This is a genomic window from Gordonia sp. p3-SID1431 (assembly GCF_025143765.1).
In the GTDB taxonomy this organism is placed as follows: Bacteria; Actinomycetota; Actinomycetes; order Mycobacteriales; family Mycobacteriaceae; genus Gordonia; species Gordonia hongkongensis.
The window spans coordinates 1-20,438 of record NZ_JAMBDT010000011.1; the positions used below are offsets into that span (position 1 = coordinate 1).

A 20,438-nucleotide genomic window follows, 5' to 3' on the forward strand; every position below is an offset into this window, starting at 1 on the left:
CAGTTGCATCGAGACGATGCTGTCGCCCCCGAGCGTGAAGAAGTTGTCGTCGGCGGTGACGTCGTCGAGCTCCAGTACCTCGGCGAACAGCGCGGCGATGACGCGCTCGGCCGGTGTCTCCGGCGGGCGGCCGCCCCCGCTCTCGGCACGGAACTCACACTGCCGCAGCGCCTTCGTGTCGACCTTCCCCGACCGGGTGACCGGCATCGACTCCAGCTCGACGATCGCTGCGGGAACCATGTAATGCGGCAGGGTGTTCGCGAGGTCGTCGTGCAGCGCATGCACGTCCATCGGCTCGTCCGGCGTCCCCACGACGTAGGACACGATGACCGGACGACCCGCCGGTCCGCGCTGGAGCACGGTCGCCGCCTGCGCGACGCCGGCGATGCGCGCGAGATGGGCGTCGATGTCCCCGGTCTCGATGCGCAGGCCGTGGACCTTCACCTGCTGGTCGTTGCGCCCCAGATAATCCAGCCGCAGGGCGCCGTCCGTGCGAATCCAGCGCACGGCATCGCCGGTGCGGTAGAGGCGTTCGCCGGCGGAGCGTACGGGATCGGCCACGAACCTCGTCGCGGTGACGCCTGCGCGGTCGAAGTAGCCACGCGCCAGACCGGGACCACCGAGGTAGAGTTCGCCGACCACTCCGACCGGCACCGGCCGCAACCAGGTGTCGAGCACGAACGCCGACACTCCCCGGATCGGTTCCCCGATCGTCACCGGCTCCCCGGGCCGGAGATCGTCGGCGCCGGTCGCCCAGATCGTGGTCTCCGTGGGTCCGTAGTGGTTCATCAGCCGACGACCCGGCGACCACCGGGTGACGATGTCCGCGCCCGTCGCCTCGCCGACCACCGCGACGATCCGCAGCTCCGGCAGACGCGACGGGTCCATCGTGTTGAGCACCGTCGGCGTGATGATGGCGTGGGACACCCGCTCGGTCCGCAGCAGGTCCTCGAGGTCGGCACCGCCGTAGATCTCCGGCGGCGCGACGGCCAGGCAGGCGCCGGCGCTGTGCGCGACCAACACCTCCGACACGCAGGCGTCGAAGCCGGGGGACGCGACCTGCAGGACCGTCGAATCAGGTTCCACCGCGAAGGATTCCGCGTACTCGACCACCAGGTCGGCGAGGCCGCGATGGGTGACGTGGACGGCCTTCGGCCGGCCGGTGGAGCCGGACGTGAAGATCAGATAGGCCGCGTTGTCCGGCCGGAGCGGGAGCGGGTCCCCGGTACCGAGCGGGAGCGAGTCGTCGGTACCGAGCGGTGGCGAGTCGTCGGTACCGAGCGGGAGCGAGCCGGGTCCGGTGAGGGTCAGCCACTCGACGCTGTCCGGGAGATTCGGGACGACGGCGTCGACTGTCACCCCGATCGTGGACCGCGCGTCGGCGAGCAGTTCGGCGATGCGGTAGGCCGGATTGCCCGGGTCGACGGCGACAAAGGCCGCTCCGGTCCGGGCGACCGCCCAGATCGCCACGATGAGCGCGGCCGACCGCGGGATCGCCAGGGCCACCGAGGTCTCCGGTCCGGCGCCGCGGGCGGCGAGCTCGTCGGCGAGCCGGTTGCTGCGGCGCACGAGTTCGCGATATGTCATCGTGACGCCGTCGGCGCGCACCGCCGGTGCCTGGGGGTGTCGTCGCGCGGTGTCGGCGAGGATGTCCCGGAGTAGGCGGGGCGACACGGCGGGCGGACCCTCGATCGGACAGAGGGCGGATCGTTCGGTGTCCCAACAGGATGCCAGCGTGGCGACCTTGCGGCCCGGTTCGGCGGCGATCTGGCGCAGCAACAGCACGAACCGCTCGAGCAGTACCTCGGCGGACTCCCGGTCGAGGCGGTCGACGGCGTACTTCACCACCAGTTCGTAGGTGCCGGGCCGATCGGCGGCCGGTTGGTCGGCCCGTCCGGGCCGGGGCGGGGTGACCTGGAGGCTGACCGGGTACGGGGTCGCGTCGTGGGCGGCCAGGCCGTTCCACCGCAGTCCCGCGTCGCCGAGCATGCGGTTGATCTCGTCCGGGTCGACCGGGTACGACTCCAGCACCGTGGCGGTGTCGAACATGTCGGCCACCCCGGTCACCCGCTGGAGTTCGGCGAGGCCGATGTCGCGGTGGCCGAGCATCGCCGCCTGCTCGGACTGCGCTCTCGTGAGCAGGTCGATCACCCGCTCGTCCGGGTCGAGCCGGATCCGCACCGGGAGGGTGTTGATGAACAGCCCGATCATCTGCTCGATGCCCGGGATGGAGGCGGGACGGTCGGACACCGTGTTGCCGAAGACCACATCGGATCGGCCCGTCATGATCGAGAGCAGCATCGCCCACGCCACCTGGATCGAGGTGTTCGCGGTCACCCCGTGGGCGCGCCCGAGACCCGCGATCGCCTCCGTCGTCGCGATGTCGAGATCGAGCGCGGTCTCGTCGACCTCGGCCGTCGCGTCGCGCTCCGCGGCGCCGGTGAGTCGCGTCGGACTCTCGATGCCGGCGAGGGTCTCCTGCCACGCGCGTGCCGTGGCGTCGTGGTCGCGGGTGTGCAGCCACTGCAGGTAGTCCCGGAACGTCCTGGGTGCGGGAAGCCCGGCAGCGCCGTCGGCGTCATCGTCGGCCAGGTACAACTGCAGCAGTTCGGAGATGACGACGGGCATCGACCACCCGTCGAGGACGATGTGGTGGTTGGTGATCGACAGCAGGAACTCGTCGCCACCCGGGTTCTCGGTGTCGTGCGTCAACCGGATGAGGTGGAAACGGAGCAGCGGCGGCCGAGCCAGGTCGAAGGGGGCCGCCGACCCGGCGATGAGACGACGCAGTGCACGGTCCCGGTCGTCGGCGTCGGCGATCCCGGTGAGGTCGGAGTCCGACCAGTCGACGGTCACGTCGTCGAGCAGGATCTGCCGCGGCCCGGCGCCGGTCTCGACGAATGCAACGCGGAGACTGTCGTGCCGGGCGATCAGCGCCTGCGCCGCCCGACGCATCCGGTCCGGTTCGAGCCGCCCGCCGAGTCGCAGTTCGGCCTGCACCGTGTACCCGTCGACGGCGGCGGCGTCGTAGGTCGCGTGGAACAGCAGTCCGGACTGCAGCGCGGTCAGCGGCCACACGTCGACCATCGACGGATGGGCGGCGGTCCAGTGATCGATGTCGGCCTGGGTGGTCGAGACCAGCGGGAAGTCCGACGGCGTGTGGCCGCCGGCCGTCCCGGACCGGACGTGCTGGGCGAGACCCTTCAGGGCCTGCACCCACAGGCCGGCCAGCTCCTCGACGTCGACCCGGTCGAGCACCAGCGCGGCGTACTCCCAGCCGACGTCGAGTTCGACACCGGCCGAACCCGGTTCGGCGATCGCATTGATGTCGATGACGGCGGGCAACGCCATCCACGGGTGCCCGGTCCCGACCAACGCGTCGAAATCGCGCGCCGGCATCCACGGACCGGTGTGCTCGCCGGTCCCCATCCGGCCCAGGTAGTTGAGGCTGATCTGGGGTTCGGGCCGGTCGCCCAGTTCGTCGCGGCCGGCCGGGTCGAGATATCGGATCATGCCGTAGCCGATCCCGTGGTCGGGGGCCGCCCGCAGCTGTTCCTTGATCTGCTTGATCGCCAGTCCGGCCGACGGACCACCGGTGAGGGCGTCCTCGACGTCGACGCCGTGCAATTCGAGCCGGACCGGGAAGCGAGAGGTGAACCACCCCACCGTCGAGGTGAGGTCCGCGCCGGGTACCGCGGCCTCCTCGCGACCGTGGCCTTCGAGGGCGATCAACTCGCTGCCGTCGGCCTGCCCGCGCCGACGTCGCCAGTGCGCGAGCGCCAGGGCCAGCGCGGCCAGCAACGAATCGTTGGCACCGCCGTGGAACCGCGCGGGGATGGTGGTGAGCGCCGCCTCGGTCACATCCGCCGGAATCCGCATCCGGATGCGTCCGGCGGTGGCGACGATGTCTCGATCCGGGTCGAGCGCGCGGCGTCCGAGCAACCGGTCGCCCGGCTCGAAGATCTCCGCCCATCGGTCGAGTTCGGCCGCGGCGCGCACGGGCGCCTGCTCGACGAGGCCGTGGACCCAGCGCCGGACCGACGTCGTCGGCGGGCCGAAGTCCGGCACCGCGCCCCCGCGGATCTGGTGCCAGGCGGTGACGAGGTCGGCGAGGAGGATGCGCCAGGAGACCCCGTCGACGGCCAGATGGTGGATGACCAGCCACATCAGGTCGGGCGCGGTGCGGTCGGGGTGCTGCATCCACACGAACCGCACCAGGACGCCGGCGCGTGGGTCGAGGCGATCGGCCGCGGCCTGTAGGTGACGGTCGATCTCGTCGGCGTCCCGTCGGTCGAGCCACACGTGCTCGAGCGCGTCGTCGGCGTCGACCGCACCGGGTGGGCGGACCACCACGTGGGGTTGGTCGGCGAGATCGTCGACCAGCGTGGCCCGGAGGATGTCGTGCCGGTCGAGCACCGCGCTCAGTGTGCGCACCAGTTCGTCGCGCCCGGCGGCATCCGGGAGTTCGACCAGCGCGGCCTGTCCGAACCGGTCGACGGGACCGCGTTCGAGCATCGCGTGCATGATCGGTGACAGCGGGATGGAGCCGACGGCGCCGCCGGGCAACTCGCGCAGTCCGGCGTCGTCGGAGACGTCGGAAGCCATCGCGGCCAGCGCGGCGACGGTCTTGTGCTCGAACACATCCTGGGTCGTGAACGCGAGCCCGCTCGCCTTCGCCCGCGCCACGAGCTGGATGGACAGGATGCTGTCGCCGCCGAGGACGAAGAAACTGTCGTCGGCACCCACCTCGGCCACCCCGAGTACCTCGGAGAAGAGTTGCGCCAGTCGGTATTCCCGGGGAGTCGACGGCGGCCGCCCCGATCGCGCGGATGCGAACACGGGCGCGGGCAGGGCTCGTCGGTCGACCTTGCCGAACGCATTCAGCGGCAGGGCGTCGAGGATCGTGATGACGGACGGGACCAGATGCGGCGGCAGGCACTCGCGTGCGAATCGCTCCAGCTCCGCCGGTTCGACCCGCTGTCCCGTCGCCGGCACCACGTACGACGCCAGGACGGTCGCGCCGGCGAGGTTGAGCGCGGGCACGGTGACGGACTGGTCCACCTGGGCGTGCCCGGTGAGAGCGGCGTCGATCTCACCGGGCTCGATCCGGTACCCACGGATCTTCAGCTGGAAGTCGGTGCGGCCCAACAGCTCCAGCGACGGCGCGGTCCCCGCCCCGACCCAGCGGGCGAGATCGCCGGTCCGGTACATCCGTTCGCCCGGCGCGCCGTGCGGGTGGGCCACGAAACGTGCCGCGGTCTGACCGGGCAGGCGCGCGTAGCCGCGAGCCAGCCCCGGGCCGGCGAGGTACAGCTCGCCTGCGGTTCCCATCGGCACCGGTTGCAGTGCGTGGTCGAGGACCATCACCGACGTACCGCGGATGGGGCCGCCCACCGTGACGTCTGCATCGGGCTCGACCACCGCACTCGCCGCCGTGATCGTCGACTCGGTCGGCCCGTACTCGTTGATCATCGTCGCCGACCGGGTCCACCGTTCGACCACGTGCGGTGCGCATCGGTCGCCGCCGACGACGACGGTCTGCATCCGGGTCAGCGATTCCGGCTCGATGGTCGCCAGCATCGCGGGCGTGAGGGTCAGGTGGGTGACCTCCTCCTCGGCGAGCAACTGGGTGAGCCGCTCGCCGCCGATCACCTCCGGAGGCACAATCACCAGGGCGGATCCGGTTGCGAAGCAGGTCAGCAGCTGTTCCATCGACGCATCGAAGCTCGGGGAGAGCGCGTAGGAGACCCGGGACGCCGGCGCGAGGCCATAGGCGCGGGTGCGATCGGCGATGAGACTCGCCAACCCGGAGTGGGTGACCTGCACGCCCTTCGGCACGCCGGTCGAACCGGACGTGTAGGTCATGTACGCGACGTTCTCGAGCCGGGCCCGCGACGGAGCCGGCGAGTCGTCGAAGCCGCCGCCCGAGGCGCCGTCGGTGTTCCCGTCGGGCGAGAGGTCGCCGAGGTCGATCCGGACAGCCGACGGGGGCACCCGCTCGGCGAACTCGTCGACGGTGATCGCCGCACGGGCACCGCTGTCGGCGAAGATGTGCTCGATGCGCTTTCGCGGGTATTCCGGATCCACCTGCACGATCGCGGCACCGGTCTTCGCCACCGCCCAGACGGCCACGACGGTGCCCAGGGACCGTCGCAGCAGGATGGCAACCGACTCCTCCGGCGCGCAGCCCGCGGCGAGCAGGCGCCGCGCGAGGCGCGACGAGGCGGCGTCGAGTTCGCGATACGTCATCGAACGCCCGGACGCGCACACCGCGGTAGATTCTCCCTGTCGCGCAACCGTTTCGGCGAGAATGTCGGCGAGTACCCGCGGCGGGGCGCAACGCGCGCCCCGCACGGGGAGCAATGTCGCCCGCTCATGCTCGTCGAGCAACGAGAGCTGTCCCACGCGATCGTCGGACGCCCCGCCGAGGAATGCGTGCAGGAACATCAGGAAGCGACGGTGGTGCCCGGTGAGCTCGTCCGGGGTGTAGATGTTCGGGTTGCCCTGGAAGTCGATGTGCGTGCTGCTCTTTCCCGCGCCCGGGTAGATGTTGACGAACAGATCGGACGTCGGACCCGAGGTCAATACGTGCAGCCGCCCGGTGACCTCACCCAGCACGACCTCGCTGTCGACCATCATGAGGTTCACCGCCGGCCCGAAGGACGCCGACTCGTCTCGGGCCATCCCCATGTCGGCGAAGATGTCCTCCTGCCGGTACCGCTGCCGCCGCAGAGCACTCAGCAACTCCCCCTGCACGGAGGTCACCACGTCGCCGAGCGTGCGGCCGGCGACCGGCACACGCAGCGGCACGACGTTGGCCACCATCCCGCCCGACCGGCGCAGCACGGCGGAGTGGCGACCCGAGACCGGAAGGCTGAGAAGGACTTCGGCACTGCCGGTCATCCGCGCGAGGTACGCGGCGAACGCCGCGACGATCACCGGGGTCACGCCACCTCCCTCCTGCGCGGCCGCATCGAGGAGCGCGGCCGTCTCCGCGGGAATCGGCGCGCTCACGAGGATCGGGTGCAGCGTCGGCTTGCCGTGCCGGCCGGCCAGGGTGACGACCGGCGGGGCGCCGTCGAGATGGTCGCTCCAGTACCTGCGGTCGTTGTCGTGACGAGTCGACCCGGGGTAGGACGCGTCCTGGGCGATGATGTCGGCGATGTCGCTCGCCTTCGACGGCGGCGCGGGATCGCCGCGAACGGCCGCGTTGTACAGCTCGGTGATCCGCCGGACCATCGTCACCGCGGCGAATCCGTCGAGCGCGATGTGGTGCGCCCGCAGGTACCACATGTAGTGCGCGTCCCCGACGCGGTAGACGATGCTCGTCATCAGGTCGTCGGTGAGCAGGTCGAGCGGTCTCGTGTAGTCGAGCAGCATCAGCCGGTGCGCTGTCGCGGTCGGATCGGCCTCGCCGCGCAGATCCACGGTGCTCACCGGAGCGCTCTGGGAGGCGACGTATTGCCGCGGTTCGCCATCGACGACGACCAGGCGCAGGTGCCCCGAGCCGAACTCCCGCCCGGTGGTCAGGCAGACCTCCGTCAGCAACTCGGTGTCCAGTTCGCCGTCGATGTCGACGTACTGTGCCACCGAGATCGGCAGGTCACCGGCGACATGCTGGGCGAACCAGATGCCACGCTGCGCGGCGGACAGCGGAAGTGACTCCACACCGGGATCCGGTCTCGCCGGCGTGGCGGCCCCGGTCGTCTCCGTGGGATGGTCATCGGCCGGCATCCCAGTCGACGAGGAGTGCGCGGACGGGGTGACGAGATCCTTGTCTGAGATGGTCACGAGGCCTCCATGCGTTCGTATCGATCGCACTCGTCCGGGTATCAGGACCACCCGGGCGCCCCCCGCAGACCACGGGATGGACAATTCACAACCCGCGCGAGATCAAGCCAGATAAGCCCCCCCTGGAGAGCTGTCGCCCCGTCGACAAATCGGACCATACTCCCGATTAACATTCGCCGACATCCCTTTTCGGCAAAGGCAAAAGGCCAGTAAAGTCGAGGTAATGAATGACAAAATACGTCTCGGAATGGTCACGAAGAATTCGATGGTCCATTCGGATGAGTTTTTCGAAAGGAGTGGATTTCCGCCCGTGTCTCTGATTTTCAGTTCAGCTCATTCGGCAAGCGAATGTGGATTCATTCTTCACACGTAGGCTGTCAAACCACAACGAGCAGTTGTTCTTTCGGGCGACCGATCAATCGGTCCATCACGCCCTTCTCACACAAATCGCCCAGAATGGACGGGGCTTATTTAGGTGTCATTGCTAACGAATCGTTTATCCATGTTCAGCGTTTGGCGCCGAACCGGACTCATCGGGAAAACGGCCCCGATGTCGACGACTCGGAACCAGATGATCGTCGACGTCATTCGCTGACACGACACGACTGATGAACGACAAAATGCGAACGCAGCTGCCATGGGTCAGCCACGTTGCGGGGCCGGCCGGTTACGCGTCAACCGAGCCGCGCCGGTTGCGGTCCCCGGCCCCACGGGGTGCCACCCGACCGCCCGGGCCAGGCCCTGCGGGGGCATCCCGCTCGAGATGGTCTCGTGTTCGCCGATGACATAGGTCTCGTGCCAGATCCCGACCGAGTCGGTGTCGGCGAGCTCGCGATTGAACCACCGCCACATGGACAGATGCGGGGCGTCGGGGTCGGACGCGAACCGTCGGAGATCGTCGGCGCTGCGCCAGTACGACAACGCCATCGGCGAACCGCCCAGATAGAGGCGCGCGTCGAGCATGCCCGCATCCGGTCGGCGCCGGAGGTGGATCAGCATCCGGGACATCGATGTCAGCACCGGCAACCAGGCGCGTACACGCCAGGGTCGCGTCACCCGCATCCCGATCAAGAACACCGTCGTGCCCGGGGGCGGGGTGTCGTTGGTCATGCGGGCGGCTCGGCGACCGGACATGAAACCTCCAAGACCTTGCGTAACGTTGTTACGAAACGATGTTATGAAACTATCGTGGACATGGCAAGACCCCGATCCCACACCGAAGACGTCCGTGTCCGGCTCCTCGACGAGGCGGTTCGCATGGTGGCCGCCGACGGCATCGGTGCGCTGTCGGTGCGGGAGGTCGCTCGCGCCGCCGACACCTCCACCACCGCCGTCTACTCGCTGTTCGGCAACAAGGAGGGCCTGTCCCGCGCGATCCTGGTGCGGGCCTTCGATTCGTTCGCGCGGGCCCAGCGCTCCGCGAGCGTCGCCGCAACCGACCCGGCGACGCTCGCCGGCCTGGGGGTCGCCTACGTCGGGTGGGCGCTCGAGAATCCGCGCCTCTACGAGCTGATGTTCGGGGACGTGCTCGCCGGGGTCGAGCGCACCGAGGAAACCCGCTCGGCCGCGACCCGTGCGATCACGCCGTTGCGCGAGGGAGTCGAGCGAGCCATCTCCTCGGGCGCACTCCGCACCGCGGACATCGACACCGTCGTCGCATCGTTGTGGGCACAGGTGCACGGGACCGCGACCCTGCTCCTGTCCGGCAACTACCCGGCCGGCGCCGACCCGATGGCCGCGGCGACGGCCATCATCGACGGATGGCGAACTCCTGGTGCCTGACCGGCCGGACGAGGGCACGCTCACCATCGGTACGTCTCGCCTCCTTCGGAGACACCCCACTAGGGTGTCGGTATGGCAGGGCGCAGCATGGATTTCGACCCCATCGCCGAAGCACGGGACAACTGGACCCAGGCGGGGTGGGGCGAGGTCGCCGACGGCATGGTCGCGGTGACGTCGGTGATGCGCGCCCATCAGATCCTGCTCGCCCGTGTCGAGGCCGCCCTGCGTCCGTTCGATCTCAGCTTCTCCCGCTTCGAACTGCTCCGCCTGCTGGCGTTCTCGCGTCAGGGGTCCTTGCCGATCACCAAGGCCAGCGACCGGCTCCAGGTCCACGTGACCAGCGTGACCCACGCGATCCGTCGCCTCGAGGAGGGCGGGCTCGTCCGCCGCGTCCCGCACCCCACCGATGGACGTACCACGCTCGTCGAGATCACCGACCTCGGCCGCAAGACGGTGGGCGACGCCACGGAGACCCTCAACCGCGAGGTGTTCGGCAACGTCGGCATGTCCGACGACGAGATGACCGGCCTCGTCGGCGCCATCCAGTCACTTCGCAAGCACAACGGGGACTTCTGACGTTTCATCCCCGATCGGGTTGCGGTTGATCCCGGAAAGCGGGACACAACGCAATCCGATCAGCTCGCGAGTCGCGACAGGGCATCAGTGACCGCGCTGACGAACTGTTCAGGACGCTCGATGAGGTCCGCCCAGGTGAAGTTCAGAACGGTCCAGCCGGCAGCGACGAGCGCGTTGCGTTTCGTGCGGTCTCGCTGAAACGTCTCGACGTCCCGATGGAATCCGAACCCGTCGATCTCGACCGCGAGCCTCGCTGCCGTGAAGGCGAAATCGATGACGTAGCCACACATCGCGAGGTTGGCCGTCCAGCCGTCGACACCCGCCTCGCGGAACAGCCCCACCACGACCCGCTCAGCTTCCGACCGCGCACCATCGTCGACGAGCTCGAGGTAGTGCGCCACCGCGGGCGCGCCGTGTCGCTTCGGATACCGCGCATGCGCGTCGCCGAGGTCGGCCCGCTTCACCGCGCCCGACAACAGCGCCGCATCGATCACGGTGACGCCCAGGTCGGCGGACGCATCGAGGACGGTCAGCCCGGCAGTCGTGACACGCAAACCGTCGTGTGTCGTCACATCTACCTCTGCCAGATCGCGATGGCGCACCACCGCCGTCGCCGACGACCGGGCATGACGCCCGCGCGACGCCGTGAACACCAGGTGCTTTCGCGGTTCCTTCGGATGAAGACCCAGCCACCACGCCGCGGCCACTCCACCGAGCACAGCCTCGCGACCCACCGAAAGCACCGCAATCCGTGCCTGTGCCCGCGCCGATCGGTGGTGTCCCGCAACCAGGTACACGCCGCGAGCCACCGCGACCCACGCACCGGAATCCAGCCTGCGGCCGATCGCCGACCGGCTCACGCCCTTCGCGGTCGCCTCGTGCGTGGAGACGACGCCGTCATGGGTACTGATCAACACATCGAGTTCGTTCACCCGACTTGGACGCACGGGCGCCCGCTACGGTTGCACCCTGCCGTACTGCTCGCTGCTAGCAGAAATCCCGTTGCGTTCCGTCCCGGAAACCGGGAACCAACGCAACGGGATCTCGTGAGGTCGGCGAACGACCTAGTGAAGTGACGTGATGATCGCGCTGAAGTCGAGGTCCGCGTGCTGTTCGGCGAATCCGCGGTAGAGCTGTGCGGCGTGGGTACCCAACGGCGCACGGGCGCCGGTGCTGGCGACGGCGTCCATCGCGAGACCGAGGTCCTTGTTCATCAGGGCGGTCGCGAAGCCCGGCTTGAAGTCGTTGTTCGCCGGCGAGGTGGGGACCGGCCCGGGAACGGGGCAGTTGGTCTCGACGGCCCAGCAGTTGCCCGTGGCGCCGGTGATCACGTCGTAGAGCGCCTGGTCGTCGAGGCCCAGCTTCTGGGCGAGCACGAAGGCCTCCCCCACCGCGATCTGCTGGACGGCGAGCACCATGTTGTTGCACACCTTGGCGGCCTGGCCGGCACCCGCGGCACCGCAGTGGATGATCTTGCCCGCCATCGGATCCAGGGTCGTGCGCGCTGCGGCGAAGGCCTCGTCCTCGCCGCCGACCATGAACGCCAGGGTGCCGGCGACGGCACCCTTCACCCCACCCGAGACCGGGGCGTCGACCTGTGCGAAGCCGTGCTCGGTGGCGCGCTGGTGGATGTCCCGCGCGTCGTCGACCGAGATCGTCGACGAGTCGATGAACAGGGCTCCGGTCGGAGTTGCCGGCAGGATCTCGTCATACAGCTTCTTCACGATGCCGCCGTTCGGCAGCATCGTGATCACGACCTCGGCGGCGGACACGGCCTCGATCGCGGCCGGGAAGGTCTCGATCCCGTTGTCCTGTGCGGTCTTCACCGCCTCGGGTACCGGATCGAAACCGCGGACGGTGTGACCGGCTTTCACCAGATTGGCGGCCATCGGGCCACCCATGTTGCCGAGGCCGAGGAAGGCGATCGTCGTCATTGTCTCTGCTTCCTACGAAAGTGGTTGTCTAAAGCGAAGTGTCAGCCCTTCGAGGCTCGTCGCTAACGCTCCTCGCACCTCAGGGGGCGAGGGACCGGTAGCGGGTCGCGATCGAACGGCCGAGCACGACCCGCATGATCTCGTTGGTCCCCTCCAGGATGCGGTGCACACGGAGGTCGCGGACGATTTTCTCGATTCCGTACTCGGTGAGATACCCGTATCCGCCGTGCAGCTGCAGCGCCTGGTCGGCGACCTCGTAGCAGGTGTCGGTGACGAAACGCTTCGCCATTGCGCACTGTTCGACCTTGTCGGGCGCGCCGTCGTCGAGCGCCGTCGCCGCCTGCCACAACATGAGCCGGGACGCCTGCAGCGAGGTGGCCATGTCGGCGAGGGTGAACCGGATCGTCGGCTCGTCGATGAGCGCCTTCCCGAAGGCGCGGCGACTCGCGACATAGGCCGCCGCCTTGTCGAAGGCGGCTTGCGCCCCACCGAGCGACGACGCCGCGATGTTGATGCGGCCGCCGTTCAGACCGTTCATCGCGATGCCGAACCCGATGCCCTCGGTGCCACCGAGGAGGTTGCCCGCGGGCACCCGCACCTCGTCGAGGATGACCTGGGCGGTGGGCTGCGCATGCCAGCCCATCTTGTGCTCCTGGGCCCCGAAACTCAGTCCGGGCGAGTCCTTCTCGACCAAGAACGTGGAGATGCCCTTGGGTCCGGCGTCACCGGTGCGCGCCATGATGACGTAGAGGTCCGACGACCCGGCCCCGGAGATGAACTGTTTGACCCCGGTGAGCACGTACTCGTCGCCGGACCGCTCGGCACGCGTGGCGAGCGCCGCCGCGTCGGAGCCGGCACCCGGCTCGGTCAGGCAGTAGCTCGCCACCGTCTCCATCGTGGCCAGGCGCGGCACCCAGGTCGAACGCTGTTCGTCGGTGCCGTACTCGTCGACCATCCACGTGCACATGTTGTGGATGGACAGGAACGACGCGACGGCCGGATCGGCGTACGCCAGTTGCTCGAAGATGCGCACCCCGTCGAGGCGCCGCAGGCCACTGCCGCCGGCGTCCTCCGAACAGTAGATGGCACCCATCCCGAGTTCCGACGCCTCACGCAACTCGTCGACCGGGAAGTGGTTCGTGGCATCCCATTCGAGCGCGAACGGCGCCAGTTTCTTGGCCGCGAAACCCGCCGCGGTCTCGACGATGACACGTTCGTCACCGTCGAGCCGGGCGAGTGCGGCGTCGGCGAAAGTCGTCAACGCCGATCAGTCCATCGTCGGGATGACGAATTCGGCGCCGTCCTTGATGCCCGACGGCCACCGCGTCGTGACCGTCTTGGTCTTGGTGTAGAACTGGATCGACGCCGGGCCGTGCTGGTTGAGGTCGCCGAAGCCCGAGCGCTTCCATCCGCCGAAGGTGTAGTACGCCACCGGAACCGGGATCGGCACGTTCACGCCGACCATGCCGACGTCGACGCGGGCCGTGAAGTCGCGGGCGGCGTCGCCGTCCTGGGTGAAGATCGCGACACCGTTGCCGTACTGGTGGTCCGACGCCAGCGCGAGGGCCTCCTCGTAGTCGCCGGCACGCACGATCGACAGGACCGGTCCGAAGATCTCCTCGGTGTAGATGGTCATGTCCTTGGTGACGTGGTCGAACAGGGTCGGGCCGATGAAGAAGCCCTTCGAGATGTCCTCGTCGCCGAAGGTCTGCTCGTTGTTGGCGCGCTCACGTCCGTCGATGACGACCTCGGCACCTTCCTCGGCACCCTTGTCGATGAACCCGCGGACCCGCTCGAGGGCGGCGGCGGTGACCAGGGGGCCGTAGTCGGCCTTGGGGTCCAGGCTGTGACCGACGCGCAGTGCGTTGACCCGGTCGATCAGCTTGGCGCGCAACCGGTCTGCGGTCTGCTCGCCGACCGGGACCGCGACGCTGATCGCCATGCAGCGCTCACCGGCGCTGCCGTAGCCCGCACCGATCAGCGCGTCGACGACCTGGTCGAGGTTGGCGTCGGGCATGATGATCGCGTGGTTCTTGGCGCCACCGAAGCACTGTGAGCGCTTCCCGTGGGCGGCCGCGGTCGAGTAGATGTACTGCGCGATGTCGGAGCTGCCGACGAAGCCGAGCGCCTTGACGTCCGGGTGGGTCAGCAGCGCGTCGACCGCTTCCTTGTCGCCGTGGACGACCTGGAACACGCCGTCGGGCAGGCCGGCTTCGGTGAACAGCTCGGCGAGACGCACCGGCACGGACGGATCGCGCTCGCTGGGCTTGAGGATGAAGGCGTTGCCGCACGCGAGCGCGGGCCCGGCCTTCCAGAGCGGGATCATCGCCGGGAAGTTGAACGGGGTGATGCCCGCGACGACCCCGAGCGGCTGACGGATGGAGTGCACGTCGATGCCGCCGCCGGCACCCGCGGTGAACTCACCCTTGATGAGGTGCGGGATGCCGATCGCGAACTCGATCACCTCGACGCCGCGCTGGATGTCGCCGAGCGCATCGGCGTGGGTCTTGCCGTGCTCGAGCGACAGCGTGGTCGCGAGCTCGTCGGCGTTCTTGTTCACCAGGTCGACGAACCGCATGAGGACACGGGCGCGGCGCTGCGGGTTCCAGGCGGCCCACTCCTTCTGCGCGGCCGATGCGGTCGCGATCGCGGCGGCGACCTCGTCGGTGGACGCCAGCGGAACCTGGGACTGCACGGCGCCGGTGTTCGGATTGAAGACGTCAGCAAAGCGGCCGCCCTCGGCGGTGACGCGCTTGCCGTTCAGGTAGTGCGGGATCGAGGGGACAGCAGGAGCGGACACGGAGATCACCTTCGACTTCGTTGGGGGGGTATGGCCGGTGTCACCACATAGTAGGACATCCAAGTATTTCTTCCAACCCCTCTCAACTGGGATTTCGCCTCGACGGGCGGGTTAGGCTACCCTCGCTTAGCGAAAACGCCGACGTCGAGAGGAGTTCACATGTCGGTCGTCATCCTCTACGGAACCGAAACCGGGAACGGTGAGCTCGTCGCCGACGCCATCGCCGACACGCTGGCCGCCGACCACGATCCGTCGATCTACGACATGAGCGAGTACGCGGTCGAGGACCTCGACCCCGAGGACTTCCTCGTCATCGTGTGCTCGACCTACGGCGAAGGCGAGCTGCCGACCGGTGCCGAGCCCTTCGCCGACGAACTCGAGAGCGTGAACCCCGACCTCACCGGTCTCCGCTTCGCGGTCTTCGGTCTCGGGGACTCGATCTACGACACGTTCAACCGCGGCGGCGAGATCGTCGCCGAGATGCTCACCAAGCGCGGCGCGGTCCAGGTCGGCGAGCACGCCCGCCACGACAACTCCTCGCCCATCAAGCCGGCGAAACAGGCCGCCGAGTGGGCCGAGGGAATCTCCCAGGAGATCTGAGCACGCCTGACGTCGACGCGGCCGGTCAACCCGCTGGTCGCGACGTCGCGCCCGCCGCCGGGCCCGCGTCGGCTGCGGCGGACTCCTCCGCCGCCACGGCCTGCTCGTATCCGCGCACGGCCGACAGCTTCGCGAGTTCGCATACGGCGCGCACCATGATCGCGAGCACGATCCCCAGGAACAGCGCGGTCGGTACCGATACCTTCAGATTCTCACCGAGCAGCAGCACACCGAGCACCATCGCGACGGCCGGCTCGGCGACGGTCATCGACGGGAACGACGTCTGCAGATCACCGGCCCCGAACCCCATCTGCTGGGCGAGGATGGCGCAGACCACCACCAGCACGAAGAGATAGATCTCGGGGTGGACGAAGGTACGCCAGAAGTGGTGCGTGATCTGGTAGATCACGGTCTTCACCAGCAACGCCGACACGCCGAACAGGATGCCGGCGACGAGCCCGTAGAACAGTGCCTTGTAGTGCGGACTCGAGCGGTGGGCGAGGATCACCAGCGCGACCACGACGCCGATGACCGCTCCCACGGTGCCCCACAGCAGGAGAGCATCGGGGCGTCGCATCGACGGTTCGGGACGCGCCACGATCAGGAACGTCACCACGCACGCGACGAGAACCCCGCCCCAGGCCCACTCGATGCGGGCCGGATGTCGGTGATCGGCCCACGCCTCGAGCGGAAGGGCGAACAGCACGGCGAGGACGACGAGGGGTTGCACGAGGAGGATCGAGCCGAGTCCGAGTGCCGAGGCCTGCAAACCGAAGCCGCACAGCGCGATCGCCGCTCCGGCCCACCATCCCGGGGTGATCGCACCGTTGACCCGGGAGGCGCGCTGGCGCAACACGGTACCGGCGGCGATCAACAACGCGGCCAGCACCGCGAGGAGCGCGGGTACCCAGGTGTGCACGATCCCCAGGGTAACGGCGGTGAGCCGCGGTCGCGGTCCCGGCCGGGGTCGCCCCGGGCGACATCGACGGTGTCGTAACACCAACGGCCTGCCCGGACAACGTAGATTCGAACCCATGCGTTATCGGTCAGATCTGGAACGACTGGCCACCCTCGACGCCGCCGCGATCGAGGTGGCCTGCACCGACTGCACCTCGGTGGGTGAGCTCATCGACTGTGCCGTGGACGAGTACCTGGAGTTCGACGTCGCCGCCGACGAGGCCGAGGCCCGCGGTCACGACGAGCACGCGGCCTACCTCCGCCAGGAGGCCGCCGCCTGGCGCGCGACCGTGCGGGTCCTGCGGATGATCGGCGCCGAGTCGGGGTCCGAATCCCACGCCCGGGACCGTGGCCGGCACGGCGCCGCATGAGCCGGACCCGCACGCTGGTCCTGATGCGGCACGGCAAGTCGGGTTATCCGCCCGCGACGCCCGACCACGACCGTCCGCTGGCCGAGCGCGGCGATCGGCAGGCCGCCCTCGCCGGGCGCTGGATGGCCGATGAGGGCCTGCGGATCGACGCGGTGCTGTGCTCGACATCGACGCGAACGCGCCAGACGCTCGCCCGAACCGGCATCGATGCGCCCGTGACCTTCGTCGAGGACATCTACGGCGGCGCGCCCGAGGAGATCCTGGAGGCCCTCCGCGTCCACGCGCCCGCCGACGCGCGGACGGTCCTCGTCGTCGGCCATGAGCCCGGGATGCCGTCGACCGCACTGACGCTCGATCCGCACGGGTACATCGAACGCTTCCCCACCTCGGCTTATGCGGTCGTCGGCATCTCCCACGAGTGGGACCGGATCGGGATGGCCCCGGACCCCGAAGCCCACCTCGTCGGCGTGCGGATCCCACGCGAGGAGTGACCGATGGCGCACACTGGGACCATGCGTGAGATCCAGCGAACCATCATCGACGCCCTCGCCGTGAAGCCCTCGATCGACCCCGGCGAGGAGGTGGAGCGGCGGGTCGGATTCCTCGTCGACTACCTCCGCGCCACCGGCGCCAGGGGTTACGTACTCGGCATCTCCGGCGGCGTCGACTCCAGCCTGGCCGGGAAGCTCGCCCAGCTCGCCGCCGAACGCATCCGGTCCGACGGCGGTGACGCGACCTTCATGGGCGTGCGGCTGCCCTACCGCGTGCAGCACGACGAGGACGACGCGGCCGCGGCCCTCGAGTTCATCGGCGCCGACGAGGTCGTGACCGTCAACGTGGCACCCGGCGTGGATGCCCTCGACGACGAGATCGAACAGGCCACCGGCACCCGGCTCACCGACTTCACCAAGGGCAACGCCAAGGCGCGGCACCGCATGGTCGCGCAGTACGCCCTCGCCGGTGACCGCGGATTGCTGGTGATCGGCTCCGATCATGCGTCCGAGAACGTCACCGGCTTCTTCACCAAACACGGCGACGGTGCGGCCGACGTGCTGCCGCTTTCCGGCCTGAACAAGCGGCAGGGGCGTGCCCTCCTGCGCCACCTGGATGCGCCGCAGCAGCTGTGGGAGAAGGTCCCGACCGCCGACCTGCTGGACGAGAAGGCCGGACAGACCGACGAGGACGAACTCGGCCTGCGCTACGACGACATCGACGACTACCTCGAGGGGCGCGAGATCCCCGAGGACGCGGCGGAGAAGATCGAGGCGGCCTGGCACCGCAACCGGCACAAGCGCACCACCCCCGTCGAGGTCGACGACACGTGGTGGCGGTCCTAGCGCTGCACCCGGCCGGCGCGTTCGGCGGACCCCGCACGACGGCCTGTCCGCGATTAGGGTGTCGGAGTGTCTGTCTACGCAAACGGATTCGCCCGCGTCGCCGGAGCCGTACCTGTCCTGACGCTCGCCGAACCCGCGGTCAACGCCGCGCGCACCGTCGAACTGGCGACGCAGGCCGCTGACGACGGCGCCTGCCTGGTCGTCTTCCCCGAACTCGGGCTGTGCGGGTACAGCGTCGACGACCTCTTCCACCAGGACGCCCTCCTCGACGCTTGCCGCACCGCACTCGACGACATCGTGACGGCCAGTGCCGGGCTGAAGCCGGTTCTCTGCGTCGGACTGCCGATGCGCGTGGGTGACGGCCTGTACAACTGCGCCGCCGTGATCCACGACGGCGCGGTCCTGGGGGTGGTCCCGAAGTCGTACCTGCCGAACTACCGCGAGTTCTACGAGCAGCGCTTCTTCGCCGCGGCGCGCGACGCGGTCCCCACGACCGTGCGGATCGGCGACGACGAGGTCCCGTTCGGTGCCGATCTCGTGTTCGAGGCCCGCGACCTGCCGGGTTTCGCACTGTTCGTCGAGATCTGCGAAGACGGCTGGGTGGCGATCCCACCGAGTACATGGGCAGCTCTCGGCGGCGCGACCGTGCTGGCCAACCTGTCGGGCAGCCCGGTCACCATCGGCAAGGAGAGCTACCGCACCAACCTGTGCACCGGGCATTCCGCGCGGACCATCTCGGCCCACGTGTACGTCGCTGCCGGGTACGGCGAGTCGACCACCGACCTCGCCTGGGACGGCGATGCCCTCATCACCGAGAACGGTTCGCTCCTCGCCCGCAGTGAACAGTTCGCGACGATCGACCAGATCATCACCGCCGACATCGATCTCGACCGCCTGCGGCAGGAACGCATGCGGATGATCAGCCTCCGGGACCAGGTCGGCGATCACTCCGACCGGTTGAAGTCGTTGCGTCGCATCGGTTTCGACTTCGGCGACCTGTCCGACGACGATGTCGTCCGGCGGGTGGTTCCCCGATTCCCTTATGTCCCAGCAGATTCCGCCGACCGCGACGAACGCTGCGCGGAGGTCCGCTCCATCCAGGTCCAGGGACTGGCCCAACGACTGCGCTCGACGGGTCTGGAGAAGATCGTCATCGGGGTGTCCGGCGGGCTGGACTCGACGCTCGCACTCTTGGTCGCGGTCGACACCTTCGATCGACTCGGTCTGCCGCGCACCAACATCCTCGGTTACACGATGCCCGGCTTCGCGACCGGCGGCCCGACACTGCGGCGCGCCCACGCGCTGATGAACTCGCTCGGGGTGAGCGGCGCGGAGATCGACATCCGGCCGTCCTGTGAGCAGATGCTCGCCGACCTCGACCATCCGTACGCGCGCGGCGAGAAGGTCTACGACGTCACCTTCGAGAACGTGCAGGCCGGTGAGCGGACCTCACACCTGTTCCGGCTCGCGAACGCCAACGGCGCCATCGTGCTCGGGACCGGCGACCTCTCCGAACTCGCGCTCGGATGGTGCACCTACGGCGTCGGCGACCAGATGTCGCACTACAACGTCAACGGGTCGGTGCCGAAAACCCTGATCCAGCACCTGATCCGGTGGATGATCACCAGCGGGCACCACACCGCCGAGACCACCGAGACGCTGGTCGAGATCCTCGACGACGTCATCTCCCCCGAACTCGTCCCCGCCGGCGACGACGGCCGGATCCAGAGCACCGAGGACACCGTCGGCCCCTACGAGCTGCACGACTTCTTCCTCTATCACCTGACGCGCTTCGGTTATCGCCCGAGCAAGATCGCCTATCTCGCGCGGCAGGCGTGGGGTGACCGCAGCCGTGGCCCGTGGTCGGATCTGCTGACCGAGGACAAGCGCAACGAGTACGACACCGCGACCATCGAGCACTGGCTCGCGGTGTTCCTGAAGCGGTTCATGGGCAATCAGTTCAAGCGCTCGGCGATGCCCAACGGCCCCAAGATCGGATCGGGCGGGTCGCTGTCCCCGCGCGGCGACTGGCGTTCACCCTCGGATGCGTCGGCGCGGGTCTGGCTGGACCAGCTCGCCGGGGGCTAGTGCGGCGGGTGGTCGCGCCCTGCGCAAGCTCCGGCCGCTCCTCAGTACCTGCGGCCAGGCGGCCGTCGTGGACTACGACAGAACACTCTTGAGCGTCCACATCTCTGCTCCCTGAGGTGCGAGCGAAGCGAGCCACGAAGGGCTCCGCAACCTGTCTCACCAGGCCCTTCGTGGCTCGTCGCTGGCGCTCCTCGCACCTCAG

General features: G+C 68.9%; 14 protein-coding genes. 7 read left to right on the forward strand and 7 right to left on the reverse strand.

What is annotated here, in order from left to right; translation table 11 throughout:
• Positions 1-7,791, reverse strand: a 7,791-nt coding sequence (locus tag M4D77_RS04775; RefSeq protein ID WP_259935653.1) for a non-ribosomal peptide synthetase, incomplete at its 3' end; no start/stop codon positions are given.
• A 642-nt stretch (positions 7,792-8,433) separates the two neighbouring features.
• Entirely contained in the window at positions 8,434-8,925 is a 492-nt protein-coding gene (locus tag M4D77_RS04780; RefSeq protein ID WP_259935654.1) for a DUF4188 domain-containing protein, read from the reverse strand.
• 51 nt (positions 8,926-8,976) lie between these two features.
• Here M4D77_RS04780 and M4D77_RS04785 point away from each other — a divergent pair, with 51 nt between their 5' ends.
• Positions 8,977-9,573, forward strand: a complete 597-nt coding sequence (locus tag M4D77_RS04785) for a TetR/AcrR family transcriptional regulator (protein ID WP_259935675.1) — start codon at positions 8,977-8,979, stop codon at positions 9,571-9,573.
• 72 nt (positions 9,574-9,645) lie between these two features.
• Entirely contained in the window at positions 9,646-10,149 is a 504-nt protein-coding gene (locus M4D77_RS04790; protein WP_259935655.1) for a MarR family winged helix-turn-helix transcriptional regulator, read from the forward strand.
• A 59-nt stretch (positions 10,150-10,208) separates the two neighbouring features.
• Here the strand turns inward: M4D77_RS04790 and M4D77_RS04795 are convergent, their stop codons facing one another.
• The 4 genes from M4D77_RS04795 to M4D77_RS04810 all read right to left on the reverse strand — a co-directional run bounded on the left by M4D77_RS04795 (position 10,209) and on the right by M4D77_RS04810 (position 14,883).
• Positions 10,209-11,081, reverse strand: coding sequence for a type IV toxin-antitoxin system AbiEi family antitoxin domain-containing protein (locus tag M4D77_RS04795; protein WP_159371388.1), 873 nt, complete (start codon positions 11,079-11,081; stop codon positions 10,209-10,211).
• 132 nt (positions 11,082-11,213) lie between these two features.
• A complete protein-coding gene (gene mmsB, locus M4D77_RS04800) occupies positions 11,214-12,083 on the reverse strand; it encodes a 3-hydroxyisobutyrate dehydrogenase (RefSeq protein ID WP_259935656.1) in 870 nt (289 codons plus the stop codon).
• 79 nt (positions 12,084-12,162) lie between these two features.
• Positions 12,163-13,344, reverse strand: a complete 1,182-nt coding sequence (locus M4D77_RS04805; RefSeq protein ID WP_259935657.1) for an acyl-CoA dehydrogenase family protein — start codon at positions 13,342-13,344, stop codon at positions 12,163-12,165.
• A 6-nt stretch (positions 13,345-13,350) separates the two neighbouring features.
• Entirely contained in the window at positions 13,351-14,883 is a 1,533-nt protein-coding gene (locus M4D77_RS04810; RefSeq protein WP_259935658.1) for a CoA-acylating methylmalonate-semialdehyde dehydrogenase, read from the reverse strand.
• A gap of 159 nt (positions 14,884-15,042) precedes the next feature.
• Here M4D77_RS04810 and M4D77_RS04815 point away from each other — a divergent pair, with 159 nt between their 5' ends.
• Positions 15,043-15,483, forward strand: a complete 441-nt coding sequence (locus M4D77_RS04815; RefSeq protein ID WP_058253830.1) for a flavodoxin domain-containing protein — start codon at positions 15,043-15,045, stop codon at positions 15,481-15,483.
• Positions 15,484-15,508: 25 nt separating this feature from the next.
• Here M4D77_RS04815 and M4D77_RS04820 read toward each other — a convergent pair whose 3' ends face one another.
• The gene (locus tag M4D77_RS04820) at positions 15,509-16,402 is read right to left on the reverse strand and encodes a DMT family transporter (RefSeq protein WP_065629725.1); all 894 of its coding nucleotides are present in this window, start codon (positions 16,400-16,402) and stop codon (positions 15,509-15,511) included.
• 115 nt (positions 16,403-16,517) lie between these two features.
• On the opposite strand from M4D77_RS04820, the gene M4D77_RS04825 reads away from it, so the two are divergent.
• From M4D77_RS04825 to M4D77_RS04840, 4 genes are all read left to right on the forward strand, one after another.
• Positions 16,518-16,811: a hypothetical protein gene (locus M4D77_RS04825; protein ID WP_065629726.1), complete on the forward strand. Its 294-nt coding sequence runs from the start codon at positions 16,518-16,520 to the stop codon at positions 16,809-16,811.
• Positions 16,808-17,302 (forward strand): histidine phosphatase family protein, encoded by a 495-nt coding sequence (locus M4D77_RS04830; protein ID WP_065629727.1) that lies wholly within the window; start codon positions 16,808-16,810, stop codon positions 17,300-17,302. The genes M4D77_RS04825 and M4D77_RS04830 overlap by 4 nt, the downstream gene beginning before the upstream one ends.
• 21 nt (positions 17,303-17,323) lie before the next feature.
• Positions 17,324-18,148 carry an ammonia-dependent NAD(+) synthetase gene (gene nadE / locus M4D77_RS04835; RefSeq protein WP_259935676.1) on the forward strand — a complete coding sequence of 275 codons (825 nt, stop codon included), beginning with the start codon at positions 17,324-17,326 and terminating at the stop codon, positions 18,146-18,148.
• Positions 18,149-18,214: 66 nt separating this feature from the next.
• Positions 18,215-20,236: an NAD(+) synthase gene (locus M4D77_RS04840; RefSeq protein WP_259935659.1), complete on the forward strand. Its 2,022-nt coding sequence runs from the start codon at positions 18,215-18,217 to the stop codon at positions 20,234-20,236.
• Positions 20,237-20,438 lie beyond the last annotated feature (202 nt).

Coding starts and splice junctions, on each gene's coding strand:
- M4D77_RS04780 (WP_259935654.1), bottom strand. CDS start 8,925: ATGTCCGGTCGCCGAGCCGCCCGCATGACCAACGACACCCCGCCCCCG.
- M4D77_RS04790 (WP_259935655.1), top strand. CDS start 9,646: ATGGCAGGGCGCAGCATGGATTTCGACCCCATCGCCGAAGCACGGGAC.
- mmsB (WP_259935656.1), bottom strand. CDS start 12,083: ATGACGACGATCGCCTTCCTCGGCCTCGGCAACATGGGTGGCCCGATG.
- M4D77_RS04815 (WP_058253830.1), top strand. CDS start 15,043: ATGTCGGTCGTCATCCTCTACGGAACCGAAACCGGGAACGGTGAGCTC.
- M4D77_RS04825 (WP_065629726.1), top strand. CDS start 16,518: ATGCGTTATCGGTCAGATCTGGAACGACTGGCCACCCTCGACGCCGCC.
- M4D77_RS04830 (WP_065629727.1), top strand. CDS start 16,808: ATGAGCCGGACCCGCACGCTGGTCCTGATGCGGCACGGCAAGTCGGGT.
- nadE (WP_259935676.1), top strand. CDS start 17,324: ATGCGTGAGATCCAGCGAACCATCATCGACGCCCTCGCCGTGAAGCCC.